General features: G+C 68.1%; 16 protein-coding genes, 2 tRNA genes, 3 rRNA genes and 4 pseudogenes (1 of these 25 running past the window's edge). 19 read left to right on the forward strand and 6 right to left on the reverse strand.

What is annotated here, in order from left to right; genetic code table 11:
• From LJB71_RS03565 to rrf, 5 genes are all read left to right on the forward strand, one after another.
• Positions 1-19 (forward strand): 16S ribosomal RNA (locus LJB71_RS03565) (it extends 1,527 nt beyond the left edge of the window).
• 99 nt (positions 20-118) lie between these two features.
• A tRNA-Ala gene (locus LJB71_RS03570) sits at positions 119-195 on the forward strand.
• Between the two features lie 18 nt (positions 196-213).
• A tRNA-Ile gene (locus LJB71_RS03575) sits at positions 214-290 on the forward strand.
• A gap of 214 nt (positions 291-504) precedes the next feature.
• Positions 505-3,365, forward strand: a 23S ribosomal RNA gene (locus LJB71_RS03580).
• A gap of 204 nt (positions 3,366-3,569) precedes the next feature.
• Positions 3,570-3,684: ribosomal RNA gene (gene rrf / locus LJB71_RS03585) — 5S ribosomal RNA — on the forward strand.
• Together the 16S, 23S and 5S rRNA genes with 2 tRNA genes alongside form the textbook arrangement of a ribosomal RNA operon.
• Before the next feature lie 93 nt (positions 3,685-3,777).
• Here the strand turns inward: rrf and LJB71_RS03590 are convergent.
• Genes LJB71_RS03590 through LJB71_RS03600 form a run of 3 tightly spaced genes read right to left on the reverse strand, consistent with a single transcriptional unit; the run spans position 3,778 to position 6,690 of the window.
• Positions 3,778-4,170 (reverse strand): MAPEG family protein, encoded by a 393-nt coding sequence (locus LJB71_RS03590; protein WP_259303112.1) that lies wholly within the window; start codon positions 4,168-4,170, stop codon positions 3,778-3,780.
• Positions 4,171-4,222: 52 nt separating this feature from the next.
• Complete coding sequence (locus LJB71_RS03595; protein WP_259303113.1) at positions 4,223-5,950, reverse strand: M28 family metallopeptidase; 1,728 nt, start codon at positions 5,948-5,950, stop codon at positions 4,223-4,225.
• Positions 5,951-6,009: 59 nt separating this feature from the next.
• A complete protein-coding gene (locus LJB71_RS03600; protein ID WP_259303114.1) occupies positions 6,010-6,690 on the reverse strand; it encodes a hypothetical protein in 681 nt (226 codons plus the stop codon).
• A 111-nt stretch (positions 6,691-6,801) separates the two neighbouring features.
• Here LJB71_RS03600 and gpmI point away from each other — a divergent pair.
• The 3 genes and pseudogenes from gpmI to LJB71_RS03615 all read left to right on the forward strand — a co-directional run bounded on the left by gpmI (position 6,802) and on the right by LJB71_RS03615 (position 11,164).
• Positions 6,802-8,339 (forward strand): annotated as a pseudogene (gpmI, locus tag LJB71_RS03605) (2,3-bisphosphoglycerate-independent phosphoglycerate mutase).
• On the forward strand, positions 8,339-9,553 hold the full coding sequence (locus LJB71_RS03610) for a peptidoglycan DD-metalloendopeptidase family protein (protein WP_259303115.1): 1,215 nt from the start codon (positions 8,339-8,341) through the stop codon (positions 9,551-9,553). Before gpmI ends, LJB71_RS03610 begins: the two are co-directional and overlap by 1 nt.
• A 176-nt stretch (positions 9,554-9,729) precedes the next feature.
• A pseudogene (locus tag LJB71_RS03615) lies at positions 9,730-11,164 on the forward strand (S41 family peptidase).
• Here LJB71_RS03615 and LJB71_RS03620 read toward each other — a convergent pair.
• A pseudogene (locus tag LJB71_RS03620) lies at positions 11,158-11,851 on the reverse strand (rhomboid family intramembrane serine protease). The pseudogenes LJB71_RS03615 and LJB71_RS03620 sit on opposite strands and share 7 nt — an antisense overlap.
• A gap of 187 nt (positions 11,852-12,038) precedes the next feature.
• Here LJB71_RS03620 and LJB71_RS03625 point away from each other — a divergent pair.
• Positions 12,039-13,400 (forward strand): outer membrane protein transport protein, encoded by a 1,362-nt coding sequence (locus LJB71_RS03625; RefSeq protein WP_259303116.1) that lies wholly within the window; start codon positions 12,039-12,041, stop codon positions 13,398-13,400.
• Positions 13,401-13,510: 110 nt separating this feature from the next.
• Here LJB71_RS03625 and putA read toward each other — a convergent pair whose 3' ends face one another.
• Complete coding sequence (putA, locus tag LJB71_RS03630; RefSeq protein ID WP_259303117.1) at positions 13,511-16,717, reverse strand: bifunctional proline dehydrogenase/L-glutamate gamma-semialdehyde dehydrogenase PutA; 3,207 nt, start codon at positions 16,715-16,717, stop codon at positions 13,511-13,513.
• Between the two features lie 259 nt (positions 16,718-16,976).
• Between putA and coxB the strand changes: the two genes are divergently transcribed.
• The 5 genes and pseudogenes from coxB (at position 16,977) to LJB71_RS03655 (ending at position 21,185) form a co-directional block, all read left to right on the forward strand.
• Positions 16,977-17,885, forward strand: a complete 909-nt coding sequence (gene coxB / locus LJB71_RS03635) for a cytochrome c oxidase subunit II (RefSeq protein WP_259304728.1) — start codon at positions 16,977-16,979, stop codon at positions 17,883-17,885.
• A gap of 32 nt (positions 17,886-17,917) precedes the next feature.
• The gene (gene ctaD, locus LJB71_RS03640; RefSeq protein ID WP_259303118.1) at positions 17,918-19,540 is read left to right on the forward strand and encodes a cytochrome c oxidase subunit I; all 1,623 of its coding nucleotides are present in this window, start codon (positions 17,918-17,920) and stop codon (positions 19,538-19,540) included.
• 17 nt (positions 19,541-19,557) lie between these two features.
• Positions 19,558-19,692, forward strand: coding sequence for a hypothetical protein (locus LJB71_RS03645; protein ID WP_259303119.1), 135 nt, complete (start codon positions 19,558-19,560; stop codon positions 19,690-19,692).
• A 2-nt stretch (positions 19,693-19,694) separates the two neighbouring features.
• A pseudogene (locus LJB71_RS03650) lies at positions 19,695-20,266 on the forward strand (cytochrome c oxidase assembly protein).
• 28 nt (positions 20,267-20,294) lie between these two features.
• Positions 20,295-21,185, forward strand: coding sequence for a cytochrome c oxidase subunit 3 (locus tag LJB71_RS03655; protein WP_259303120.1), 891 nt, complete (start codon positions 20,295-20,297; stop codon positions 21,183-21,185).
• 105 nt (positions 21,186-21,290) lie between these two features.
• On the opposite strand, the gene LJB71_RS03660 is transcribed toward LJB71_RS03655, so the two are convergent.
• On the reverse strand, positions 21,291-21,518 hold the full coding sequence (locus tag LJB71_RS03660; RefSeq protein ID WP_259303121.1) for a twin transmembrane helix small protein: 228 nt from the start codon (positions 21,516-21,518) through the stop codon (positions 21,291-21,293).
• 63 nt (positions 21,519-21,581) lie between these two features.
• Here LJB71_RS03660 and LJB71_RS03665 point away from each other — a divergent pair, with 63 nt between their 5' ends.
• The 5 genes from LJB71_RS03665 to alkB are packed head-to-tail and all read left to right on the forward strand — an operon-like array spanning position 21,582 to position 25,668.
• On the forward strand, positions 21,582-22,340 hold the full coding sequence (locus LJB71_RS03665) for an SURF1 family protein (protein WP_259303122.1): 759 nt from the start codon (positions 21,582-21,584) through the stop codon (positions 22,338-22,340).
• The gene (locus LJB71_RS03670; RefSeq protein WP_259303123.1) at positions 22,337-22,930 is read left to right on the forward strand and encodes a hypothetical protein; all 594 of its coding nucleotides are present in this window, start codon (positions 22,337-22,339) and stop codon (positions 22,928-22,930) included. The genes LJB71_RS03665 and LJB71_RS03670 overlap by 4 nt, the downstream gene beginning before the upstream one ends.
• 5 nt (positions 22,931-22,935) lie before the next feature.
• On the forward strand, positions 22,936-24,093 hold the full coding sequence (locus LJB71_RS03675; protein WP_259303124.1) for a COX15/CtaA family protein: 1,158 nt from the start codon (positions 22,936-22,938) through the stop codon (positions 24,091-24,093).
• A 10-nt stretch (positions 24,094-24,103) separates the two neighbouring features.
• The gene (cyoE, locus tag LJB71_RS03680) at positions 24,104-25,027 is read left to right on the forward strand and encodes a heme o synthase (protein ID WP_259303125.1); all 924 of its coding nucleotides are present in this window, start codon (positions 24,104-24,106) and stop codon (positions 25,025-25,027) included.
• Positions 25,024-25,668 (forward strand): DNA oxidative demethylase AlkB, encoded by a 645-nt coding sequence (gene alkB, locus LJB71_RS03685; protein WP_259303126.1) that lies wholly within the window; start codon positions 25,024-25,026, stop codon positions 25,666-25,668. Before cyoE ends, alkB begins: the two co-directional genes overlap by 4 nt.
• Positions 25,669-25,681: the final 13 nt, after the last annotated feature.

Raw genomic sequence — 25,681 nt, forward strand, 5'->3', positions numbered from 1 at the left:
CGGCTGGATCACCTCCTTTTGAGACATGGCAACGCATTGCCAGACGTCCGCACAAGTGACCTGCATTCAGAGAGCGTGATTCCACAGGGATCGCGTGTCCCGCTCGCTGTTGAGGCACGGGGCCTTAGCTCAGCTGGGAGAGCACCTGCTTTGCAAGCAGGGGGGTCGTCGGTTCGATCCCGACAGGCTCCACCACTGAAGGTAAAGACAGCTGGGTCTGTAGCTCAGGTGGTTAGAGCGCACCCCTGATAAGGGTGAGGCCGGTGGTTCGAGTCCTCCCAGACCCACCACTCTGAATGACGCGCACACACACTTTGAAATGGCTGGGCAGTGTGGCCCGGTCATGTTCTTTGACAATCGGGAAGAAGAGTCAAACGAGCGTTTGAGACGCAAGTCTTGCAACGTGTCGAGGCTGAGGCGAGATGGCGGACGCCATCTTTATCAAGTGTGATAGTCGTACCATTCGCTGGGTACGTGTCGCTCCGAGGCAACTTGGGGTGATATGGTCAAGCGAATAAGCGCACACGGTGGATGCCTTGGCGGTCAGAGGCGATGAAGGACGTGACAGCCTGCGAAAAGCGTCGGGGAGCTGGCAATGAGCTTTGATCCGGCGATGTCCGAATGGGGAAACCCACCCGCAAGGGTATTGCATGGTGAATACATAGCCATGCAAGGCGAACGCGGTGAACTGAAATATCTAAGTAACCGTAGGAAAAGAAATCAACCGAGATTCCGTCAGTAGCGACGAGCGAACGCGGACTAGCCCAAAAGTCGATCTTGTTCTAGCAAAACACTCTGGAAAGGGTGGCCATAGCGGGTGATAGCCCCGTATGCGAAAGGGCCTGGTCGATGAAATTGAGTAGGGCGGGGCACGTGAAACCCTGTCTGAACATGGGGGGACCATCCTCCAAGGCTAAATACTCCTGACCGACCGATAGTGAACCAGTACCGTGAGGGAAAGGCGAAAAGAACCCTGGTGAAGGGAGTGAAATAGACCCTGAAACCGTGTGCGTACAAGCAGTCGGAGCCCGCAAGGGTGACGGCGTACCTTTTGTATAATGGGTCAGCGACTTACTGTTTGTGGCGAGCTTAACCGGATAGGGGAGGCGAAGGGAAACCGAGTCTGATAAGGGCGCATAGTCGCAGGCAGTAGACCCGAAACCGGGTGATCTAGTCATGCCCAGGGTGAAGGTACCGTAACAGGTACTGGAGGCCCGAACCCACGCCCGTTGCAAAGGTCGGGGATGAGGTGTGATTAGGAGTGAAAAGCTAATCGAACCCGGAGATAGCTGGTTCTCCTCGAAAGCTATTTAGGTAGCGCCTCGTATGTATCCTCTCGGGGGTAGAGCACTGTTATGGCTAGGGGGTCATCGCGACTTACCAAACCATTGCAAACTCCGAATACCGGGACGGACTGTACGGGAGACACACGGCGGGTGCTAACGTCCGTCGTGAAAAGGGAAACAACCCAGACCCACAGCTAAGGTCCCAAATCGGCGCTAAGTGGAAAACGATGTGGAAAGGCACAGACAGCCAGGAGGTTGGCTTAGAAGCAGCCACCCTTTAAAGAAAGCGTAATAGCTCACTGGTCGAGTCGGTCTGCGCGGAAGATTTAACGGGGCTAAGCGTTGAACCGAAGCTTGGGGTGCATCCTTTGGGATGCGCGGTAGAGGAGCGTTCCGTAAGCCTGCGAAGGTGGATCGAGAGGTCTGCTGGAGGTATCGGAAGTGCGAATGCTGACATGAGTAACGATAATGCGGGTGAAAAGCCCGCACGCCGAAAGCCCAAGGTTTCCTTGCGCAACGTTAATCGACGCAGGGTGAGTCGGCCCCTAAGGCGAGGCTGAAAAGCGTAGTCGATGGGAAGCTGGTTAATATTCCAGCACCTCGCGTAAGTGCGATGGAGGGACGGAGAAGGTTAGGCAGGCCGGGCGTTGGTTGTCCCGGTGAGAGGGTTGAGGCGGTGCTCTTAGGCAAATCCGGGAGCGCAACGTTGAGGCCAAGGACGAGTCCGCATGGACAGAGCTGCTGATATCACGCTTCCAGGAAAAGCTCCTAAGCTTCAGCTTACGCAGACCGTACCGTAAACCGACACAGGTGGGCAGGATGAGAATTCTCAGGCGCTTGAGAGAACTCGGGTGAAGGAACTAGGCAAAATAGCACCGTAACTTCGGGAGAAGGTGCGCCAACCATGGTTCATAGCTGAGGTTGGCCGAAGAAACCAGGCCGCTGCGACTGTTTATCAAAAACACAGCACTCTGCAAACACGAAAGTGGACGTATAGGGTGTGACGCCTGCCCGGTGCCGGAAGGTTAATTGATGGGGTCAGCCGCAAGGCGAAGCTCTTGATCGAAGCCCCGGTAAACGGCGGCCGTAACTATAACGGTCCTAAGGTAGCGAAATTCCTTGTCGGGTAAGTTCCGACCTGCACGAATGGCGTAACGACAGCGGCGCTGTCTCCACCCGAGACTCAGTGAAATTGAAATCGCTGTGAAGATGCAGCGTTCCCGCGGCAAGACGGAAAGACCCCGTGAACCTTTACTATAGCTTTACACTGAACGTTGAGTTCGTCTGTGTAGGATAGGTGGGAGGCTGTGAAGCCGTGACGCCAGTTGCGGTGGAGCCAACCTTGAAATACCACCCTGATGTGCTTGACGTTCTAACCTGGGCCCGTGATCCGGGTCGGGGACCGTGTATGGTGGGTAGTTTGACTGGGGCGGTCTCCTCCCAAAGTGTAACGGAGGAGCTCGAAGGTACGCTCAGCGCGGTCGGACATCGCGCACTGTGTGCAAAGGCATAAGCGTGCTTGACTGCAAGATCGACGGATCAAGCAGGTACGAAAGTAGGACTTAGTGATCCGGTGGTTCTGTATGGAAGGGCCATCGCTCAACGGATAAAAGGTACTCCGGGGATAACAGGCTGATACCGCCCAAGAGTTCATATCGACGGCGGTGTTTGGCACCTCGATGTCGGCTCATCACATCCTGGGGCTGTAGTCGGTCCCAAGGGTATGGCTGTTCGCCATTTAAAGTGGTACGCGAGCTGGGTTCAGAACGTCGTGAGACAGTTCGGTCCCTATCTGTCGTGGGCGTTGGAGATTTGAGAGGGGCTGCTCCTAGTACGAGAGGACCGGAGTGGACGAACCTCTGGTGTTCCGGTTGTCACGCCAGTGGCACTGCCGGGTAGCTATGTTCGGAAGCGATAACCGCTGAAAGCATCTAAGCGGGAAGCGCGCCTCAAGATGAGATCTCCCGGGGCACAAGCCCCCTGAAGGACCCATCAAGACCAGGTGGTTGATAGGCAGGGTGTGTAAGCGCAGCAATGCGTTGAGCTTACCTGTACTAATGATCCGTGTGGCTTGACCATATCACCTCAAGTTGCTTCGGTTTTATGCGCATCCCTGCGCAAAAGCCTGCACGTCCGGTGCAGACTTTCCTGAAACCCGCAACCCTTGGCCTCGGCACGTTGCCGGCTTGCGACAAATGCTCGTCACTCTTCTTTCCCCCCTTGAGAGCGTGGCGCTGCTGCATGCGGATCCCTCCGCAACAGCCGGCGACCCTCCACCCTCTCCCTGGTGACAACAGCGCTGTGGTCCCACCCGATCCCATCCCGAACTCGGAAGTGAAACACAGCTGCGCCGATGGTAGTGTGGTCCAAACCATGCAAGAGTAGGTCATCGCCAGGGCCTTATCCCCCAAACCCCTCCCGCACCGGGAGGGGTTTTCCTTTGCGCGCTCAAAAACCGACCGGGGAAGCGGGGGCTGTGAACCGGAGAGTCTCAGCCCCCAACCTTGGCCGCGGCCAACACCATCAGCGCGACCACGCAGGCGAAACCGCCCAGCCAGCAGAGGCTGCGCAGGAGCGGCACCGCGGTGATGTAGAAGATTCCGTGCAACACGCGGAAGCCGATGAACGCCAGCGCCAGCCAGGCCACGTGCTGCGGTGTCACCTGCGCGAACTGCGCCATCAGCACCGCCGCGGCGAAGGCCGGGAAGGCCTCGAAGGCGTTGAGGTGGGCGTTGTAGGCATTGCGCACCCGGTAGCTGTCCTGGCGGGCGATCCAGCCGCGCGGGTCCTTGTTGTTGTAGCCGGGCACGCTGGTCTTGGCGATCACGGTCCAGAGGTAGGGCAGGCAGGCGGCGATCAGGACGCAGCAATAGGCGATGAACATGGGCGTGGCTCCCGGTGAATGGATGCCGGGAGTCTAGCCCGAAGCCGCTCGGTCATTGCCTGGGCATGGCAGCGGGGGCAGGCGGACGCATCGCGTCGCGCGCGGCCTCGAAGGGGCTGCCTGCGCGCCACGTCGGCCATTGGCCGCTGTTGGCCAGGCCCGCGCCCACGGCATACAGCGCCTCCAGATCCTGCACGATGCCGTCCAGCTTCCAGGTCGCCGGATCGAACTGGTCGGCCGGAGTGTGATAACGGTGCAGGGTGTAGTCGCGGTTGGCGGCTTCGCCCGCGGCGCGGCCGCCTTCCAGCAGATCCTCGCCGCTGTCGATGTACAGCGCCGGGACGCCGGCCTTGGCGAAGTTGAAGTGGTCGGAGCGGAAATAGAAACCGGCCGCGGGGTTCGACTCTTCGCTGAGGCGTCGCCCCTGCTGGCGCAAGGCCTTCGCCAGCAGATCCTCCAGCTGCGAATTGCCCTTGCCGACCACGGTGATGTCGCGGGCCTTGCCGATCGGCGCCAGGGCGTCGATGTTGAACACGGCCACGGTCTTGGCCAGCGGGATCACCGGGTGGGTGACGTAATACTGCGAGCCGAGCAGGCCGGATTCCTCGAGGGTCACCGCCAGGAACAGGATCGACCGCTTCGGTGGCGTCGGCGCATGCCGGAACGCTTCCGCCAGTTCCATTAGCGCGGCCACGCCGGTGGCGTTGTCCACCGCGCCGTTGTAGATGTTGTCGCCGGGTTCGCCTTCATGGGTGCCCAGGTGGTCCCAGTGCGCCATGTACACGATGGCCTCGTCCGCAGCCTCGCGGCCGGGCAGCAGGCCAAGCACGTTGCGCGACTGCGCGGTGCTGATCGTGCTGTCGAGGCGCAGAGAGGCGGCCGCGGGGAGGGGCACCGGCTTGAATCCGGGTTTGCCGGCCGCAGCGCGCAGCTTGGCCAGGTCCTGTCCTGCGGCCGCGAACAGCGCCTGGGCGGCCTCACCGGTGATCCAGCCCTGCACCGGCAGCCGCGGCGAAGGATCGGCCGCCACCGGCAGGTCGTACTGCGGGCCCGACCAGGAATTGCGCACCACGTCCCAGCCGTACGAGGCCCCGGGCGCGTCATGAATGATCAGCGCCGCCGCGGCGCCCTGGCGCGCGGCTTCCTCGAATTTATAGGTCCAGCGCCCGTAGTAGGTCATCCGCTTGCCGTCGAACAGGCGTGGATCGCCGCTGGCGAAGCCGGGATCGTTGACCAGCATCACCACGGTCTTGCCGCGTACGTCCAGCCCGGCGTAATCGTTCCAGCCGCGTTCCGGGGCATTGATGCCGTAGCCGACGAAGACCAGCGGGCTGTCCTTGAGCTCCACGCGCGATTTCCCGCTGCGGGTGACGACCACCATGTCGGTGCCGAATGCGAGGTCCTGGCGGGTGTCGCCGATGGCCAGATGCAGCACCGTGGAAGGGTCGGCCACGCTGCGCACCATCGGTACCGTCTGGAACCAGTGCTCGCCGTTGCCCGGCTGCAGGCCGATGCGCGCGAACTGCGACTTGATGTATTCCACCGTCTTCTGTTCGCCCGGGCTGCCGGGCGCGCGGCCACCAAATTCATCCGACGCCAGGCGCTCCACGTGGGCGGCGAAATCGGCAGCCGCGATGGTGGGTTGGTAGGCGTGATCGCCAGCACGGGGCGCACTCACGGCGGCAGGCGCACCGGTGGCCGCCGTTGCCGCCGCGGTGCTGTCGTTCGACGGCTGGCAAGCGCACAAGGCCAGGGGGAACAGCAGGAGTGGCAGACGCATCGTGGGACTCCGGGAGCGGATGTCCCGCGATTCTAGGAGGATCCGGCCGGGCGCGGCAGTCAGTCGGCCGGCGGGTGCTCGCCGCGGTAGCGCACCACGCTGGCGCCGGTGACGCTGCCGATGCGGGCGCTGGCGTGCACGTACAGCCTCACCTCGCGTTCGAACACCATCGGGCCTTCCACCACCGCCTCCGGGCCGATCACGATGCGCGGGATCTTGGGCTTGCCGAACAGCCCGTGCAGCGCGCCCTTCGGCTTTTCCACCAGGATGCCGCCGACTACCCGCGAGCCGCTGCCCACGGTGATGTCGCCGGTGACGGTCTCCACCCGGCCTTCGACCGTGCTGGCCTGCAGGGCGATCCCGCCGTTGACGGAGCTGACCTTGCCGCGCACCACGCCGCCGCGATCGAGGGCGATGCCGCCGTTGACGGTCTCCAGGTTGCCGTCGATGCGGGTGCGCTGGCCGAAGCGGATGCCCCCGTTGACGGTGGAGGCGCTGCGCAGGGTGACGTCATCGCCGGCAGTGATCCCGCCGTTCACGGTTTCCACGCCGCTGGCGCGGGCGCCGCGGCCGAGGGTGATGCCGCCGTTCACCGTCTCCAGCCGGCCGTAGGCCTGCCCGGCCTCCGCGACGATGCCGCCGTTGACCTTGTCGATGTCGCGCAGCGGGGGTTGCGCCTGCGGGGCGGCGAGCGCCACGCCGGAGGCGAGCAGGAACGTGCAGAGCAACAGGGGTTTCATCGGGCCTCCCGGCCATGGGGATGTGCCTGCTGGGATGCGGCGGGACGGCGCAGGGTTTACACGCCGCTACAATCACGCATCCGCCGAACCTCCCCGGAGTGCCCCGTGTCCATTGCCGCCGCCCCGCGCCCCAGGCCCGTCGTCCTGCTGATCCTGGATGGCTGGGGCCACCGCGAGGAGACTGCGGACAACGCGCTGGCGCTGGCCGAACTGCCGCACTGGCGCGGCCTGCTGGCGAACTGCCCGCACACGCTGATCCATACCGAAGGCAAGTACGTCGGGCTGCCGGACGGGCAGATGGGCAATTCCGAGGTTGGCCACATGAACCTCGGCGCCGGCCGCATCGTGTATCAGGACCTGACCCGGGTGGATGCCGCGATCGAGGACGGTAGCTTCTTCGCCAATCCCGAGCTGACCGCCGCCTGCGCGGCGGCCAAGGCCGACGGCGGCACCCTGCACGTCATGGGACTGCTTTCGCCCGGCGGCGTGCAAGCCACGAACGCCATATCTTCGCGATGCTGGAGCTGGCCCACCGTGCCGGCGTGCCGGATGTGGCCGTGCATGCCTTCCTGGACGGCCGCGATACCCCGCCGCAATCGGCGCGCGCCAGTCTGGAAGCCTTGCAGGCGCTGTGCGCGCGGCTGGGCAATGCGCGCATCGCGAGCCTCGGCGGCCGCTATTTCGCGATGGACCGCGACCAGCGCTGGGACCGCGTACGGCGCGCGTGGGACGCGATCGTCGAGGCGCGGGCCGAATACCGCGCCGGCGATGCGCTGGCGGCGCTGGAGGCGGCCTATGCCCGCGGCGAGACCGACGAATTCGTCGTGCCTACCGTGCTCGATGGCGCCCGGCCAATGCGCGACGGCGATGCGGTGGTGTTCATGAACTTCCGCGCCGATCGCGCGCGCCAGCTCACTGCGGCGTTCGTCGATCCCGCGTTCGACGGGTTCTCCGCGCGCCGGCCGGCGCTGGCGCGGTTCGTCTGCCTGACCGAATACGACGTCCGCCTGCCGGCGCCGGTGGCGTTCGCCCCGGACGATCTGCGCCAGACTTTCGGAGAAGTGGTGGCGGAGGCGGGCCTGGCCCAGCTGCGCATCGCCGAGACCGAGAAGTACGCGCACGTCACCTTCTTCTTCAGCGGCGGGCGCGAGGTGCCGTTCCCCGGCGAGGAGCGCATCCTCATCCCCAGCCCGAAAGTGGCCACCTACGACCTGCAGCCGGAGATGAGCTGCCCGGAGCTGACCGGGCGGCTGGTGGAGGCGATCGCCAGCGGGCGTTTCGACGCCATCGTCTGCAATATCGCCAACCCCGACATGGTCGGCCACAGCGGCATCCTGCAGGCGGCGATCCGCGCCGCCGAGGCGGTGGACGTGGCGATCGGGCGGATCACAGCGGCGGTGCGTGCGGCCGGCGGTGCGCTGGTCATCACCGCCGACCACGGCAACCTGGAAATGATGCGCGATCCCGTGACCGGCCAGCCGCACACCGCGCACACGGTCGGTCCGGTGCCGCTGGTGTACGTGGGCGAGCGCCCGGCCCGCCTGCGCGAAGGCGGCGCCCTGCGCGACGTGGCGCCGACCCTGCTCGACCTGATGCGGCTGCCGCAGCCGGCCGCGATGACCGGGCGCAGCCTGCTGCTGCCGGCCTGATGCGCCGGCTGGCCGCCAGCGTCGCCTGCTGCCTGCTATTCGCCGCGGGCGGCCTGCGTGCGCAGGAGGCGAAAGATGCGAAAGAGGCCGAGCAGCGCCTGCAGAGCGTGCGCGGCGAATTGCGCGAGGTGGCGGCGCAGCGGCGCAAGCTGGAAAACCAGCGCGGCCAGGCCAGCCAGCGCCTGCGCGAAGCCGATGAGCAGGTGGGCAGCACCCAGCGCGCCCTGCAGCAGACCCAGGCGCAGTTGCAGCAGGATGCGCAGGAATTGGCGCGCCTGCAGGCCGAGCGCGGGCGCCAGGCCGAGGCGCTGGCGGCGCGCCGGGCCGAGCTCGCGCGCCTGCTGCGCGCCGCGCAGGTGGCCGGCGATGCGCCTGCATTGAAGGCGTTGCTGGCGCAGGATCGGGTGGCCGACGGTGAGCGTGAGCTCGCCTACCAAGGCTATCTGCAGCGCGCGCAGGCTGCGCGCATCCGGGAGTTGGGCGAGGAGATCGCGCACCTGCAGGGGCTGGAAGACGAGATTACCCGCCGCCAGCGGGCGATGGAGGCGGCGCGCCGGCAGCAGGCCCGCCAGCTGGCGCAGCTGCAGCAGGCGCGGCAACAGCGCGCCGGCCTGCTGGCCAAGCTGGACCACCAGTACAAGGATCGCAGCGCGCGCGAACAGGCGCTGGGGCAGGACGCCAAGGCCCTGCAGCAGTTGCTGGCGCAGCTGCGCGCGGCGGCGGCCAGGGCGGCGCGCGAGGCCGCGCAGGCCAAGGCGGAGGCCGAGCGCCAGGCGCGTGCCAGCGGCAAGCCGGTGCCGCGGCCGACGGTGGCCAGTGCGCCGGCCCTGCGCGTCGGCGGCTTGAGCTGGCCGGTCGCCGGGGGCCTGCTGGCCGGCTATGCCGGGCGGTTGCCGGATGGCCGCCGCAGCGACGGCGTGCTGATCGCTGCCGGTGCCGGAACCCCGGTGAAGGCGGTGGCCGACGGCACCGTGGTGTTCGCCGACTGGATGACCGGCTACGGCAACATCCTCATCATCGATCACGGCAATGGCTACATGAGCCTGTACGCGCACAACGACAGCCTGCTGCGCAGCGCCGGCGATGCGGTGCGGCGCGGCGATGCGGTGGCCACCGTCGGCACCTCCGGCGGGCAGGCGGTGCCCGCCTTGTACTTCGAACTGCGCCACAACGGCGCGCCCGTCAACCCCGCGGCCTGGCTGAGCCGGCAATGACAGCGCCGGCGTGCCGCGCGCCGCGTTCGCAGGCAAGATGAGGGGAACCACGCCGGCGTGCACGGGTCGAACGGCGATCATCGGCGTTTTGCGGGTGCGGTCGCCGGTTTCACCGGCAATATCACCAGCAATTCCACCAGCAATTCCACCAGGGATTCCATCAGCGGGAGCACTGCATGCGGACCAGGCCACTTTCCCTTCTCATCGCGCTGGCGCTTGCCGCATCCCCGCTGCTGGCCGTGGCGCAGCAGGTTGCGCCCGCGCCGGCAGCGGACGCCGCGCCGCCGCCGGTGCAGGACGATGGCGAGGACCCGGACGTGGCCGCGCTGGCGGCCTCCAAGGTGCCGCTGGAGGAGATCCGCCGCTACGTCACCGTGTACAACGCGATCAAGCAGGCTTACGTGGACCCGGTGGACGACCACACCCTGATGCAGTCGGCGGTGCGCGGGTTGCTGTTCAACCTCGACCCGCACAGTGCCTATCTGGAGAGGGCCGATGCCGAGGACTTCGACGAGCAGACCCGCGGCGCCTACGACGGCGTCGGCGTGCAGCTGCAGCAGCTGCCGGACGGCAGCCTGCGCGTGATCGCGCCGCTGGACGACAGCCCGGCCGCGCGCGCCGGGCTGCGCAGCGGCGACCGCATCGTGGCGATCGATGGCAAGCTGCTGCTGCCCGGCCAGAGCGACGGTTCCGCGCCGCTGCGTGGCAGGGCCGGCACCAAGGTGGTGGTGAAGGTGGTGCGCGAGGGCGTGCGCGAGCCGTTCGACCTCAGCCTGGTGCGCGACACCATCCGTACCGCCAGCGTGCGCTCGCGGATGCTGGAGCCGGGCTTCGGCTACATCCGCATCGCCAGTTTCCAGGCCGATACCGCCGCCGATTTCGTCAAGCAGCTCGATGCCCTGCAAAAGCCCGCGCCGCTGCGCGGGCTGGTGATCGACCTGCGCAGCAACCCCGGCGGACTGCTGGTGGGCGCGGTGCAGATCGCCGATGAGCTGCTGGACAGCGGCAACATCGTCAGCACCCGCGGGCGCGAGGCGATCGGCACCACCCGCTTCGATGCCACCCCCGGGCGACCGCCTGCACGGCGCGCCGGTGGTGGTGCTGGTGGATGCCGGTTCGGCCAGCGCCGCCGAGGTGCTGGCCGGCGCGCTGCACGACAACAGGCGCGCGCGGGTGGTGGGCAGCCGCACCTTCGGCAAGGGCTCGGTGCAGACCCTGCTGCCGCTGGACAACGGCGATGCGGTAAAGCTCACCACCGCGCGCTACTACACCCCCAGCGGGCATTCGATCCAGGCACTGGGAATCACGCCGGACGCGGTCCTGCATCCCGAGGACGGCCTGCGCCGGCCGGCGCCGATCAGCGAGGCGGAGCTGCCCGGCCATCTCGCCGCCGAGGCGGGTGCGATGGAAGGCGACAACGCCGGCGAGGTGCTGCCCGGGCAGAAGCCGATCGATGCCGCCCTGCGCGAACTCAAGGCGATGGCCGGGATCGCGCCGGTGCCAGCCCCCGTGGCCAAGCCGCCGCGCGGCAAGCCCGTGCCCGCCCCGTCGGCAACGTCCCCGGCCCCGGCCAAGCCCGGGGCGAAGCCCGCCCCGGCAACGCCTCAATAGCCGCGCTGGCGGCGCAGGCGGCGCGCGATCGCCGCCTTGGTCAGCAGCGCGAACACGACCCCGAACAGGAAGCCGGCGATATGCGCCGGCCAGGCCACCGCGCCGAAGGCCGGGCCGGCATAGGCAAACCCGACCTGCAGCAGCGCCCACAGGCCGATCAGCAGGAACGCCGGCACCCGCACGAACTGCAGGAACAGGCCCAGCGGCAGCACCACGCCCAGGCGCGCGCCGGGGAGCAGGGCCAGATAGGCGCCGATCAGGGCCGAGACCGCGCCGCTGGCGCCGATGATGATGCGGTCCGGCGCTTCGATTGCCAGCACCGCGGCCAGATTGGCCACCGCGCCGCCGAGCAGGAACAGCAGCAGCAGCCGCGTGCCGCCCATCACCCGTTCCGCCGGCAGCCCGAAGATCAGCAGGAACACCAGGTTGCCCAGCAGGTGCAGTCAGTCGGCGTGCAGGAACAGGGCCGAGACCAGACGCAGCGCGCTGCCGTCGGCCAGCGCCCGCCGCCAGTCGTCCACGCTGTCCAGGCCGCCGCTGAGCACGCCCCAGTCCAGTGCGGTGGCCAGGCTGCCGGCCGGCGCATGCAGGGCGGCCAGCACGTAGGCCAGTCCACAGCAGGGCGAACAGGGTAGGAGTGGCCCACACGAAATGACGCTGCGGGCGGGGTGGGATGGCGACGAACATGCGGGGCCGTGGCGGGCCGGAGGAATTGTTAGAGCAGGGTTAAAGTTTGCGGTATAGTCGCATACGGCGACGTACGTGGAGGGGGAACTCCGGTGCGCGCACACGCGACGCGTGCGCCCGGCGATCTTCGCCGATCGCTGCTGGCAACACAAAACCATACCGCTCTAGCATTCGGAGACACATCACAATGGACAACACTCGCAAGATCCGCGCCTCGGCCCTCGCGCTGGCCGTACTCGGCACCCTGTTTGTCGGCCAGGCGGCCGCTTCGGGCTTCCAGCTGCGCGAACAGAGCGTGAAGAACCTGGGCAAGTCCAACGCCGGCAGCCTGGTCGGCAAGGACGCGGCGGTGGTTTCGCTCAACCCGGCGGCGATGGTCAACCTGGACAAGAACACCTTCCAGGCCGACCTGACCGTGATCGACCTCAATGCCAAGTTCAACGGCGGCGGCGCCATCCTCGGCAACCCGGCCAAGCCCCTGACCGGCGGCAATGGCGGCGACCCCGGCTCCCCGACCCCGGTGCCGAACATGGCCGCGGTGTTCCCGATGCACGGCGCGCTGGAAGGCCTGACCCTGGGCGCCAGCCTGGGCGCGCCGTTCGGCCTGGCCACCAAGTACGACGCGAACTGGGTGGGCCGCTACCGCGCCATCGAGTCCGACGTGAAGACCATGGATCTCACCCTGTCGGCCGCGCTCAAGCTCAGTGACGGCGTGTCGATCGGCGCCGGCTTCATCTGGGAGCGCGCGCAGGCCACCCTGACCAAGGCGATCGACTTCGGCACCGCGATCTGCGCGGGCTCCGGCAACCCGGCCAACTGCTTCAACCCGAGCTATCCGTTCCAGCCGCAGGCGCTGGATGGCGCGTTCAAGGTCAAGGGCGCCGACAACAGCATCGGCTTCGTGATCGGCGCGCAGCTGGCCCCGAACGACAAGCTGGCGATCGGCCTGAGCTACCGTTCGGAAATCAAGCACGAACTGAAGGGCGATCTGTACTTCTCCGGCGTGCCGGCCCTGCTGTCCAGCGATCCACGCTTCGTCAGCGGTCCCGGCGGCGCGCGCCTGGTGACCCCGAGCATCACCACCGTGAGTGTGAAGTACGCCTTCGCCGACAACGTCCGCCTGCTGGCCGACTACCAGTACACCGGCTGGGACTCGCTGCAGGATGTCACCATCAAGCGCAGCAACGGCACCGTGGTGGGTAGCGAGCCGTTCCACTGGAGCAACACCCACTTCTACTCGCTGGGCATGGAATACGACCTTTCGCCGGCGCTGACCCTGCGCGGCGGCATTGGCAAGGACAAGACCCCGACCCACGACACCTACCGCACGCCGCGTCTGCCCGACAACGATCGCACCCTGTACTCGATCGGCGCCAGCTGGCACGTCAGCGACAGCCTGTCCTTCGATGCCGCCTATCAGCGCATCGAGATCAAGTCGCCGACCATCAATCTGCCGGTGGATGCGGCGTCCGGCAACACCTCGACCCTGGCTGGTAAGTACACCGGCCATGCCGACCTGGTGGGCGTGTCGATGCAGTACCGCTTCTGATCTCGCGATCATGCAGCAAGAAAAAGCCCCGCTCCGGCGGGGCTTTTTCGTTGCAGGTCGCGGAGGCCGCGCAGTAGTGCCCCGCGCGCGGGGCGCGGGGCAAACGCGGATCAGTCGCCCAGGGTCAGCAGGCTGGCATTGCCGCCGGCGGCGGTGGTGTTGATGGTCACCGTCTTCTCGGTGGCGAAGCGCGGCAGGTAGTGCGGGCCGCCGGCCTTGGGGCCGGTGCCGGACAGACCCTGGCCGCCGAACGGCTGCACCCCGACCACCGCGCCGATCTGGTTGCGGTTGACGTAGATGTTGCCGACCCTGGCGCGCGCCACGATGCGCTCGATGGTGGCGTCGATCCGCGAATGGATGCCCAGGGTCAGGCCGTAGCCGGTGGCGTTGATCGCATCCACCACCGCATCCAGCTCGTCGGTCTTGAAGCGCACCACGTGCAGGGCCGGGCCGAACTTCTCCTCGCGCAGCAGCGCGATCGACGGCAGCTCCCAGGCGGTGGGCGGGAAGAAGGTGCCGTGTTCGGTTTCGGGCGGCAGCGGGGTGCGCGCGATCAGGCGCGCCTCGCCGTCCATGCGGGTGGCGTGCGTAGTCAGGACCTGGCAGGCCTCGGCGTCGATCACCGGGCCGACGTCGGTCGAAAGCAGGGCTGGATCGCCGACCTTCAGCTCGGCCATCGCGCCGGCGAGCATGGCGATCACCTTGTCGGCGATGTCGTCCTGCACCAGCAGGATGCGCGCGGCCGAGCAGCGCTGGCCGGCGGAGGTGAAGGCCGAGCCCATTGCGTCCTTGACCACCTGCTCTGGCAGCGACGAACTGTCGGCGATCATCGCGTTCTGGCCGCCGGTCTCGGCGATCAGCACCGGGATCGGGCCGGACTCGCGGCCGGCCAGCGCGCGGTTGATCAGGCGCGCGGTGTCGGTGCCGCCGGTGAAGGCCACCCCGGCCACGCGCGGATCGCGGGTCAGCGCCGCGCCCACGCTGGCGCCGTCGCCCGGCACGAACTGCAGCACGTCCTGCGGGATGCCGGCCTCGTGCAGCAGCTGCACCGCGGCAAACCCGATCAGGTTGGTCTGCTCGGCCGGCTTGGCAATCACGCTGTTGCCGGCGACCAGTGCGGCCGCGATCTGGCCGGTGAAAATCGCCAGCGGGAAGTTCCACGGGCTGATGCACACGAACACGCCGCGTCCGGACAGCTGCAGCTGGTTGGATTCGCCGGTCGGCCCAGGCAGCGGGATCGGTGCGAAATGCTCGCGCGCCTGCAGTGCGTAGTAGCGCAGGAAGTCCACCGCCTCGCGCACCTCGGCTACGCTATCGGCGATGGTCTTGCCGGCTTCCTTCACGCACATCGCCATGAACTGCGGCAGGCGTGCTTCCAGCAGATCGGCCGCGTGTTCGAGGATGGCCGCGCGTGAGGCGGCCGGCATCGCGTCCCAGGCCGGCTGCGCGGCGATGGCATTGGCCAGCGCACGCTCGATGGTCGCCGCATTGGCGGGCTGCCAGTGGCCGACCACCTCGCGGCGGTCGGCCGGATTGGACACCGCGATGCGCTCGCCGTCTGGCTGGATGCCCGGCACCAGCGGTGCAGCAGTCCAGCGGCCGGCGCCGGCGTCGTTCATGGCGCTGGCGAGCGTGCGCAGCGCGTCGTCGTTGGCGAGATTGATGCCCATGGAATTGTCTCGAGGCTGGCCCTGGCTGCGGTACAGATCGACCGGCAGCGGGATGCGGGGGTGCGGGATGTGTTCGAGCGTGGACACGAAGTCCACCGGGTCGCGGATGAGTTCCTCGACCGGGATGCCCTCGTCAGTGATGCGGTTGACGAAGCTGGAGTTGGCGCCGTTTTCCAGCAGGCGGCGCACCAGGTAGGGCAGCAGGTCTTCGTGGCTGCCGACCGGCGCGTACACGCGGCAGGGCACATCCAGGCGGTCGGCCGGGATCACCTCGGCGTACAGGTCGTCGCCCATGCCGTGCAGCTTCTGGAACTCGAAGTCGCGGCGGCCGCGCATGGCGCGCGCCATCCGGTGCACGGTGGCGATGGTGTGCGCGTTGTGGGTGGCGAACATCGGATACACCGCGCTGCCGGCGTCCAGCAGGCGGCGGGCATTGGCCAGATAGCTGACGTCGGTGTTCTGCTTGCGGGTGAACAGCGGGTAGCCGGCCTGGCCTTCCACCTGCGCGCGCTTGATCTCGGCGTCCCAGTAGGCGCCCTTGACCAGCCGCACCGGGATGCGGCGGCCCAGTTGGCCGGCCATGTGCACGATGTGGTCGATCACGAACGGCGCGCGCTTCTGGTAGGCCTGCACCACGATGCCGAAGCCGTGCCAGCCCTCCAGCGAGGCATCCGCCATCACCTGGAACACCAGGTCCAGCGACAGCTCCAGGCGGTCGGTCTCCTCGGCGTCGATGGTCAGGCCGATGCCGTAGTCGCGCGCCAGACGCGCCAGTTCCAGCAGGCGTTCGCCCAGCTCGGCCAGCACGCGGGCGCGCTTGGCGTGCTCGTAGCGCGGGTGCAGCGCCGAGAGCTTGACCGAGATGCTGGGCGCGGCGAACACCGCATCGGCGCCCTGCGCGCGTCGTGGGGCGTAGTCGCGGCCGATCGCGTGGATCGCGCCGCGGTAGGCGTCCTGGTAGCGCAGCGCGTCCCTGGTGGTCAGCGCGCCTTCGCCCAGCATGTCGAACGAGTAGCGGTAGGCGGCGTTGTCGCCCTTGCGGCTGCGCGCCAGCGCTTCCTCGATGGTCCGCCCCAGCACGAACTGGTGGCCCATGATCTTCATCGCCTGGCGCACCGCCAGCCGGACCACCGGCTCGCCGGCGCGGCCGATCAGGCGCTGGAACGCGCCGTGCACGTCGCGTTTGGTGTCGTCGGCCAGGTCCACCAGCTTGCCGGTCAGCAGCAGGCCCCAGGTGGAGGCATTCACCAGCAGCGAATCGGACTGGCCCAGGTGCTTCTTCCAGTTGGCATCGCCCAGTTTGTCGCGGATCAGCGCATCGGCGGTGTCCTGATCGGGGATGCGCAGCAGCGCCTCGGCCACGCACATCAGCAAAACGCCTTCCTCGCTGCCGAGGTCGTACTGGCGCATGAAGGCCTCGACCACGCCCTGGTTGCGCGCGCGGGCGCGCACCCGGCGCACCAGATCGGCGGCCACCGCCTGCGCGGCATCGTGGTCGACGGTAGGCAGGCGGGCCTGCTCCAGCAATTCGCGGACGTAGGTGGTTTCGTCGCGGATCCAGCCGGCGGTGATCGCGGCGCGGGTGGGGGCGGGGACGGGCGGGAGTTCCGGGGACAGGATCGGAGTCGGTGGGGGACGGGTGCTCATGGGCCCGCAGGCGTCGGATTGCAATGCACTAGTGTAGATCGCCGGTCCAGATGACGCATGCGATGGTTGCCGAGTACCCGCGGCCCCAGTAATCTTCGAGACTGGTCAAGGGGTTTGTGTTCCGTTCAGCTTCTTGATGTCGGCCGGCGGGCGGGGCGCAGACGTGCATGCCGCGACCGTGCCACTTCGGACTTACACAGGACAGGCGGGGCTTGGCGTGATGACATCCGGTCGTATGAAACAACTGGCGCTGGCGGCGATGGGCGCCGCGCTGCCCCTGCTGGCGCAGGCGCAGGACCCGGCGGCAGGCCCCGCCGATCCGCATCCCTGGCAGCTGAACATGGGCCAGGGCGTCACCCCGACCTCGCAGGCGGCCTACGATGCACATATGTGGGTGCTGTGGGTGTGCGTGGTGATCGGCGTCCTGGTGTTCGGCGCCATGGCCATCGCCATCGTCCGCTTCCGCAAGTCCAGGGGCGCGGTGGCGGATACCTCGTTCACCCACAGCACCCGGCTGGAGCTGGTCTGGACCGCGATCCCGGTGCTGATCCTGATCGGCCTGGCGTTCCCCGCCACCAGCGGCTTGATGCGCATGTACGACGTGCGCGACGCGCAGATGACGGTGAAGGTCACCGGCTACCAGTGGATGTGGAAGTACGAATACCTGGGCGAGGGCGTCGGTTTCACCAGTCGCCTGGCGCGCAAGCACGATGAGCTGCGCCAGAGCGGCAAGGTCGTGACCATGGCCGACGCCCCGCACTACCTGCTGGACGTGGACAACGCGCTGGTGCTGCCGGTGGGCACCAAGGTCCGCTTCGTGCTGACCGCGGACGACGTGATCCATTCCTGGTGGGTGCCGGCGCTGGGCTGGAAGCAGGACGCGGTGCCCGGCATCGTCAACGAAGCCTGGGCCACGATCGACAAGCCCGGCATCTACCGCGGCCAGTGCGCCGAGCTGTGCGGCAAGGATCATGGGTTCATGCCGATCGTGGTGAAGGCGGTCAGCCAGCAGGAGTTCGCGCAGTGGCTGGCGGCCGAGAAGGCCAGGCAGGCCCCGGCCAAGCCTGAGGCTCCGGTGGAAACGCCCGCGGCGCCCACGCCCGCTCCCGCCTCTACGGCTGCCACCACGCCGTCCGTCCCGCCTGCCGCCGTCGCGCAGGCCGGTTGATCCACGCACCGCATTCGCCAGAAGGTCACGCCATGTCCGCTACCCATCCCGATGCCGTCGCCCACCACGGCGCCCACGGCCACCACAAGCAGGGCTTCGTCGAGCGCTGGCTCTTCTCCACCAATCACAAGGACATCGGCACCCTGTACCTGGTGTTCAGCTTCATCATGGTGATCATCGGCGCCGCGCTCTCGGTGGGCATCCGCGCCGAGCTGGCCGAGCCGGGCCTGCAGTTCGTCAAGCCCGAGGTCTTCAACCAGCTGACCACCATGCATGCGCTGGTGATGATCTTCGGTGCGATCATGCCGGCCTTCGTGGGGCTGGCGAACTGGATGATCCCGCTGCAGATCGGCGCGCCGGACATGGCGCTGCCGCGCATGAACAACCTCTCGTTCTGGATCATGCCGTTCGCCTTCACCCTGCTGCTGCTGACCTTCTTCCTGCCGGGCGGCGCGCTGGCCGGCGGCTGGACGTTGTACCCGCCGCTGTCGCTGCAGGGCGGCGCGAATCTCGCGTTCGGCATCTTCGCCATCCACATGATGGGCATCAGCTCGATCATGGGCGCGATCAACATCATCGCCACCGTGCTCAACATGCGCGCGCCGGGGATGGACCTGCTGAAGATGCCGATCTTCTGCTGGACCTGGCTGATCACCGCGTTCCTGCTGATCGCGGTGATGCCGGTACTGGCGGGCGCGGTCACCATGCTGCTGACCGACCGCTTCTTCTCCACCAGCTTCTTCAACGCGGCCGGCGGCGGCGACCCGGTGATGTTCCAGCACATCTTCTGGTTCTTCGGCCACCCCGAGGTGTACATCATGATCCTGCCGGCGTTCGGGATCGTGTCCGAGATCATCCCCACCTTCAGCCGCAAGCCGCTGTTCGGCTATCAGGCGATGGTGTACGCCACCGCGGCGATCGCGTTCCTGTCGTTCATCGTGTGGGCGCACCACATGTTCGTGGTCGGCATGCCGCTGGGCGGCGAGCTGTACTTCATGTTCGCCACCATGCTGATCTCGATTCCGACCGGGGTGAAGGTGTTCAACTGGGTCACCACCATGTGGCGCGGTTCGCTCACGTTCGAGCCGCCCATGCTGTGGGCGATCGCCTTCGTGGTGCTGTTCACCATCGGCGGCTTCTCCGGCCTGATGCTGGCGATCGTGCCGGCCGACTTCCAGTACCACGACACCTACTTCGTGGTCGCCCACTTCCACTACGTGCTGGTGACCGGCGCGCTGTTCGCGATCATTGCCGCGATCTACTACTGGTGGCCGAAGTGGAGCGGCCGCATGTACAACGAGACCTGGGCGAAGTTCCATTTCTGGTGGAGCGTCGTGTTCGTGAACGTGCTGTTCTTCCCGCAGCACTTCCTGGGCCTGGCCGGCATGCCGCGCCGCATCCCGGACTACAGCGTGGTGTTCGCGGACTGGAACCTGGTCAGCTCGATCGGCGCGTTCGGCATGTTCCTGACCCCGTTCATGATGGCCTTCATCCTGTGGCATTCGCTCAGGCACGGCGCCAAGGCCGAGGCGCGGGCCTGGGAAGGCGCGCGCGGCCTGGAGTGGACGGTGCCCTCGCCGGCGCCGCACCACACCTTCGAGAAGCCGCCGGTGATCAAGGACGCCGACCTCGCGCACGGCGACGTGGCGCACTGAGCCGCCGGAGCATGCCGATGCGTCCCGATCCCGCCACCGACCCCGCGCTGGAGGCTCGCCGCAGGCGTGCGCGCCGCACGGCGTGGCTGCTGGCGGCGGTCGCGCTGGCGGTGTATCTCGGGTTCCTGCTGTCGGGCATGCCGGGGCGCTGAGCATGGCCGGTACGCGCGACCATGGCGTATGGAAGCTGGCCGGAGTGGCGCTGCTTGCGTTCGGCTTCGCGTTCTCGATGGTGCCGCTGTACCGGCTGGCCTGCCAGAAGGTGTTCGGCGTGCGTCTGGAGCAGGGGCCGGTGGTCGATGCCGGACGGCAGGCGCCGGGCGAGCGCTGGGTGACCGTGCAGTTCGACGGCGCGGTCAATTCCAAGCTGCCGTGGAAGTTCGCGCCCGAGCAGCAAAGCATGCGGGTGCAGGTGGGGCGGCAATACCAGGCGCTGTATTTCGCCCGCAACGGCGCCGGACGCGCCATCGTCGGCAATGCGGTGCCGTCGGTGGCCCCGCGCGCGCCTCCGGCTATTTCAACAAGACCGAGTGCTTCTGCTTCACCGCGCAGACGCTGGAGCCCGGCGAGTCGCGCGACATGCCGGTGCGTTTCATCGTCGATCCGGCGCTGCCGGCCGATATCAAGACCATCACGCTGTCCTACACCTTCTTCAAGAACGACACCTTGACCGCCGCGCTCGCGGCGGGGAAGGGCCAAGCAGGAGCGGTACGCGCCGCGCCCTGACCCACCGAACACGTACCGGAAGACCGCCATGTCCCAAGCCCATGCCACGCACGGCCACCACGACCAGGACGCCTATTTCGTTCCGCACGGCAGCAAGTGGCCGGTATTCGCCTCGGCCGCGCTGTTCGTGCTGATGGTCGGCTTCGCCAGCTGGCTGAATGAGGTCAGCTGGGGCCGCACGGTGTTCTTCGTCGGCCTGGCCGGTCTGCTGGCGGTGCTGTTCAAGTGGTTCGGCGACGTGATCCGCGAGTCCATTACCGGCCATTACAACACGCAGGTGGACGTGTCGTTCCGGATGGGGATGGTGTGGTTCATCTTCTCCGAGGTGATGTTCTTCGCCGCGTTCTTCAGCGCCCTGTTCTACGCCCGCCAGTTCGCGCTGCCGTGGCTGGCGGGCGAGGGCCACGGCGTGGAGACCCACGCACTGCTGTGGCCGGATTTCACCGGCGGCTGGCCGACCAATGGCCCGGCCGACATCGGTGGCAGCTTCCAGATCGTGCCGGCCTGGGGCCTGCCGCTGCTGAACACCCTGATCCTGCTGAGTTCGGGCGTCACCGTCACCATCGCCCACCATGCGCTCAAAGCGGGCAAGCGCGGCATCCTGCTGCTGTTCCTGGGCCTGACCGTGGTGCTGGGCTGCCTGTTCCTGTACTTCCAGGCCACCGAATACGCGCACGCCTACCACAGCCTCAACCTGACCCTGGGCTCGGGCATCTACGGTTCGACCTTCTTCATGTTGACCGGTTTCCACGGTGCCCACGTCACCCTCGGCACGATCATGCTGCTGGTGATCTGGTTGCGCTGTGCCAAGGGCCATTTCACCAAGGACCACCACTTCGGGTTCGAGGCGGTGGCCTGGTACTGGCACTTCGTGGACGTGGTCTGGCTGGCCCTGTTCCTGTTCGTGTACGTGCTCTGAAATCAAGGCCTGCGCCTGCAGGCAGGCGGGAGGCCGGCGCTGCCGGCCTTTTCGCTCAGAGGACGAAGACGGGTTCCTGCGGGCAGGCGGGTGACAGGCGGATGATCAGCCGGGAGCGCGGCCGATGCCGTGCGGCACGATCCAGCCGAGCTTGATGGCCAGGATCACCAGCAGGATCAGCGCCACGCTCAGGGCCACGCGCCGGGTCAGGGCGTTCACCGTGCGCTTGCTGGTGCCCTTGTCCACCAGCAGGTAATACAGGCCCGCGCCGAGATTCCACAGGATGAGCAGCAGAAAGCCCACCACCAGCAGGATTTTCAGGGGTTCGCTCATGGCGGTCTCTTGGCCGGCTCGGGCCGTCAGCATAGCCGCATTGTCACCGCAGGCGGAGTGGCGATGAGCGCGCGCGGCTGGCGGCTGCTGGGCGGTTGGGGGCTGGCGCTGCTGCTGGCGCTGGCGTTCGCTGCGCTGGGGCGCTGGCAACTGGCGCGGATGCACGAGAAGGAGCGCCTGCTGGCGGCCGCCGCGCAGGCGCTTGCGACCGCGCGTGATCAGCCGCAGCCGCTGCTGCTGGCCTCCGATCCGGCGCGCGCGCAGACCTACGACTGGGCGGCCGGGCGCGGCGTGCTGGCCGGCGTCACCCTGTGGCTCGACAACCAGCAGCGCGACGGCCGGGTCGGCGTGCGCATGTATTGCCTGCTGTATCCGCAAGATGGCGCGCAGGCGCTGCTGGTGGATGCCGGTTGGTGGCCGCTGGGCGGCGATCGCGCGCTGCCCGCGCCGGGCTGCCCGCGGGTGGCCGACCAGGCGGTACGCGGGCTGCTGGCGCCGCCGCCGGCGGAAGGGCTGGTCCACGGCGCGCCGCTGGCGCGCCAGGCGGACGGGCGCTGGCTGGCGGTGCGTCTGGACCTGCCGGCGATCGCCGCCGCGCTGGGCCTGCACACCCGGATCGCGCCGCGGGTGCTGCGGCTGGATCCGGTGCATCGGCCGGGTGATGCGGGGGTGATGCTGGCGCCGGGGCAGCGCGACCTCGACATCCTGGCGAACACGCTGACCCCCGAACGCCACCTCGGCTATGCGGTGCAGTGGTTCGGGCTGGCGTTGGCGGCGCTGGTGACCGCCGCCGTCCTCACGTTCAGGAGCAGACCCCGATGAACACGCCACCCCGTCCCCCGGCGCCGGCCGTCGCCGCGCGCCGCAACCGCAGCGCCCTGCTGGTGATCCTCGGGCTCTCGTTCGGCACCCTGCTGGCAGCCGGCGCGCTGCGCTTTTCCGGCTGGCAGCCGCAGGCGCTGAAGAACAGGGGCGAGCTGTTGCAGCCCTACGGCGACCTGCGCGACCACGACCTGACCCTGGCCGACGGCGGCCGCTACCGCTGGAAGGACAGCCCGCGCACCTGGCGCATCGTGGCGGTGCCGGACGGATGCGACGGCGCCCGCCGCGCCACCTGCGCGCAGCTGCTGGAGAATCTCGACAAAGTCTGGCGGCTGATGGGGCGCGAGGCCGACCGCGTCCACGTGCTGTGGGGCGGGGCGCTGCCGATGCCGGCCACCGGCATGCGCGAGGTGCACCCGATCCGGATGGACGCGCGCCTGCGTACAGCCCTGGTGCCGGGGGCCGCCGCCGCGCCGGGCGATCCGGTGTGGCTGGTGGATCCGTATGGCTTCGTGGTGATGCGCTACCCTTCCGGGTTCGATCCGGGCGACCTGCGTAGCGACCTCGCCCGCCTGCTGAAGGTCAACTGACGACGATGAGTGCTTCCGCCGTTTCCCCGCGCCCGCCGCTGTATCGCCACTTCCACCGCATCGCCTGGCTGGCGGTGCTGCTGGCGGCCGGGGTGATCGTGTTCGGCGCCTTCGTGCGCCTGTCCAACGCCGGCCTCAGCTGCCCGGACTGGCCGACCTGCTACGGCCGCGCGGCGTGGCCGACGCATGCCGACCAGGTGCTGGATCACGCGGCCACCGCGATCCGTCCGGTGGTCCCGGAGAAGGCCTGGCGCGAGCAGGTGCACCGCATGATCGCCGGGCTGCTGGGCCTGCTGGTGTTCAGCCTGGCGCTGCTGGCCACGCGCCGGCGGCCGCAGGGCTGGCTGCACGTGCTGGGCGCGGCCGCCGCGGTGGCGGCCGCCATCCCGCTGTACATGCGCGGCGCACACGGGCTGGCCTCGGTGCTGGCGGTGGCGGCCGAATTGCTGCTGCTGTCCGGCGCGCTGCGCTGGTCGAACGTCGATCTGGCGCGGGTGTCCACCCTGACCCTGGCGGTGATCATCTTCCAGGCCCTGCTGGGGATGTGGACGGTCACCTGGCTGCTGAAGCCGGCGGTGGTGATGGGGCATCTGCTGGGCGGGCTGACCACCTTCGCCCTGCTCACCTGGACCGCCTGGCGCGCCACCGATCGCCCGCTGCTGAGCGCGGACGCGCGCCGGCTGCGGGTGCTGGTGGGCATCGGGTTGGCGCTGCTGGCGGTGCAGATCGCCCTCGGCGGCTGGACCAGCGCCAATTACGCCGCGCTGGCCTGCGGCAACGAGTTCCCGACCTGCGCCGGATCCTGGTGGCCGGCGCACGATTTCCGCGAAGGCTTCGTGCTGTGGCGCGGGATCGGGGTGGACTACGAAGGCGGCGTCCTCGACAACCCGGCGCGGATCGCGATCCAGCTGGCGCACCGGATGATGGCGGTGGTGGTGGCAGGCTACGTGCTGCTGCTGGCGCTGCGCCTGCTGCGCGCGCCCGGGCTGCGCGGCTGGGGCGCGCTGCTGGGGCTGCTGGTGTGCGTCCAGTTCGCGCTCGGCGTGGCCAACGTGCTGCTGTCGTTGCCGCTGCACGTGGCGGTGCTGCACAACGCCGGCGCGGTGCTGCTGCTGTTCCTGCTGGTGAGCCTGCTGGCGCGGCTGCGCCCGCCGGAGGCCTGAAGTGGGCCTGATGTCTCTGGCGCCACAGTACTGGGCGGTGACCAAGCCGCGGATCGTGGCGCTGATCGTGTTCACCGCCGTCATCGGCATGCTGCTGGCGATCCGCCCCGGCGAGGACTGGCCGTGGCTGCGGATGCTGGCGGCGAGCGTCGGCATCTGGCTGGCGGCGGCCAGCGCGGCGGCCATCAACCACCTGCTGGACGCGCGCATCGACCGGGTGATGGCGCGCACCGCCGAACGCCCGCTGGCCACCGGCGCGCTGCGCCCGGCGCAGGTGCTGGGCTTCGCGCTGCTGCTGGCGGCGCTGTCGATGGCGATCCTGCTGCTGTGGGTGAACTGGCTGTGCGCGCTGCTGACCTTCGGCGGCCTGATCGGCTATGCGATTGTCTACACCGGCCTGCTCAAGCGCGCCACGCCGCAGAACATCGTGATCGGCGGCCTGGCCGGCGCGGTGCCGCCGCTGCTGGGCTGGGCCGCGGTCAGCGGCATGCAGCGGCCGTGGGACTGGGCGCATGCGCTGCTGCTGGTGCTGATCATCTTCGTGTGGACGCCGCCGCATTTCTGGGCGCTGGCCATCTTCCGCCGCGAGGATTACTCGCGCGCGCTGGTGCCGATGCTGCCGGTGACCCACGGCGTCACCTACACGCGCTGGCAGATCCTGCTGTACACGATCCTGCTGGTGGTGGTGACGGTGCTGCCGTGGGCCGCGCACATGAGCGGCATCTTCTACCTGGCCGGCGCGCTGGTGCTGGGTGCGGTGTTCCTGTGGTACGCATGGCGGCTGCTGGATCCGCCAGACGACTTCTTTGCCATGCGCATGTTCAGGTACTCCATCGTGTACCTGATGGCGCTGTTCGGCTTTTTGCTGCTCGACCACTGGCTGATGCCGCTGCTGGGCGGCGTGCCGGTGCTGGAGCTCGTTCCGGCGGCGTGAGCGACTTGTTCGCCAGCGCGACGGCCGGCAGTCGCAGTGCGCTGGGGGTGCAGGCGCATGTGCTGCACGGATTTGCGCAGCGGCAGGCGCCCGCGCTGTTGCGCGAGATTTCGGCAATCGCGGCGCAGGCCCCGTTCCGGCAGATGCGCACGCCGGGCGGGCGCCTGATCCGGGTCGCGATGACCAACTGCGGGGAATGCGGCTGGGTCAGCGACCGCCGCGGCTACCGTTATGCGGCGATCGACCCCGACAGCGGCCGGCCGTGGCCGGCCATGCCCGCCGATTTCCTGCGGCTGGCGGCCGCGGCGGCGGCGCAGGCCGGATTCCCCGATTACCGGCCGCAGGCCTGCCTGATCAACCGCTATCGCGCCGGGGTCGGGATGGGGCTGCACCAGGACCGCGACGAGGACGATGCGGTGGCGCCGATCGTGTCGGTGTCGCTGGGGCTGCCCGCGGTGTTCCTGTGGGGCGGGCACACCCGGCAGGAGCGGCCGCGGGCGGTGCCGCTGGCGCATGGCGATGTGGTGGTCTGGGGCGGGGTGGACCGCATGCGCTTCCACGGCGTGCGCCCGCTGGCGCCGGGGTGCGATCCGGCCACCGGCGACTGCCGGCTCAACCTCACCTTCCGCAAGGTGCGTTGAGGCTGCACGGGCG

Source organism: Thermomonas sp. S9, from assembly GCF_024704365.1.
GTDB lineage: Bacteria > Pseudomonadota > Gammaproteobacteria > Xanthomonadales > Xanthomonadaceae > Thermomonas.

Excerpts from the sequence above, each read along its gene's own strand:
- LJB71_RS03590 (WP_259303112.1), bottom strand. The coding sequence starts at position 4,170 with ATGTTCATCGCCTATTGCTGCGTCCTGATCGCCGCCTGCCTGCCCTAC.
- LJB71_RS03595 (WP_259303113.1), bottom strand. The coding sequence starts at position 5,950 with ATGCGTCTGCCACTCCTGCTGTTCCCCCTGGCCTTGTGCGCTTGCCAG.
- LJB71_RS03600 (WP_259303114.1), bottom strand. The coding sequence starts at position 6,690 with ATGAAACCCCTGTTGCTCTGCACGTTCCTGCTCGCCTCCGGCGTGGCG.
- LJB71_RS03610 (WP_259303115.1), top strand. The coding sequence starts at position 8,339 with ATGCGCCGGCTGGCCGCCAGCGTCGCCTGCTGCCTGCTATTCGCCGCG.
- LJB71_RS03625 (WP_259303116.1), top strand. The coding sequence starts at position 12,039 with ATGGACAACACTCGCAAGATCCGCGCCTCGGCCCTCGCGCTGGCCGTA.
- putA (WP_259303117.1), bottom strand. The coding sequence starts at position 16,717 with ATGAGCACCCGTCCCCCACCGACTCCGATCCTGTCCCCGGAACTCCCG.
- coxB (WP_259304728.1), top strand. The coding sequence starts at position 16,977 with ATGGGCGCCGCGCTGCCCCTGCTGGCGCAGGCGCAGGACCCGGCGGCA.
- ctaD (WP_259303118.1), top strand. The coding sequence starts at position 17,918 with ATGTCCGCTACCCATCCCGATGCCGTCGCCCACCACGGCGCCCACGGC.
- LJB71_RS03645 (WP_259303119.1), top strand. The coding sequence starts at position 19,558 with ATGCGTCCCGATCCCGCCACCGACCCCGCGCTGGAGGCTCGCCGCAGG.
- LJB71_RS03655 (WP_259303120.1), top strand. The coding sequence starts at position 20,295 with ATGTCCCAAGCCCATGCCACGCACGGCCACCACGACCAGGACGCCTAT.
- LJB71_RS03660 (WP_259303121.1), bottom strand. The coding sequence starts at position 21,518 with ATGAGCGAACCCCTGAAAATCCTGCTGGTGGTGGGCTTTCTGCTGCTC.
- LJB71_RS03665 (WP_259303122.1), top strand. The coding sequence starts at position 21,582 with ATGAGCGCGCGCGGCTGGCGGCTGCTGGGCGGTTGGGGGCTGGCGCTG.
- LJB71_RS03670 (WP_259303123.1), top strand. The coding sequence starts at position 22,337 with ATGAACACGCCACCCCGTCCCCCGGCGCCGGCCGTCGCCGCGCGCCGC.
- LJB71_RS03675 (WP_259303124.1), top strand. The coding sequence starts at position 22,936 with ATGAGTGCTTCCGCCGTTTCCCCGCGCCCGCCGCTGTATCGCCACTTC.
- cyoE (WP_259303125.1), top strand. The coding sequence starts at position 24,104 with ATGTCTCTGGCGCCACAGTACTGGGCGGTGACCAAGCCGCGGATCGTG.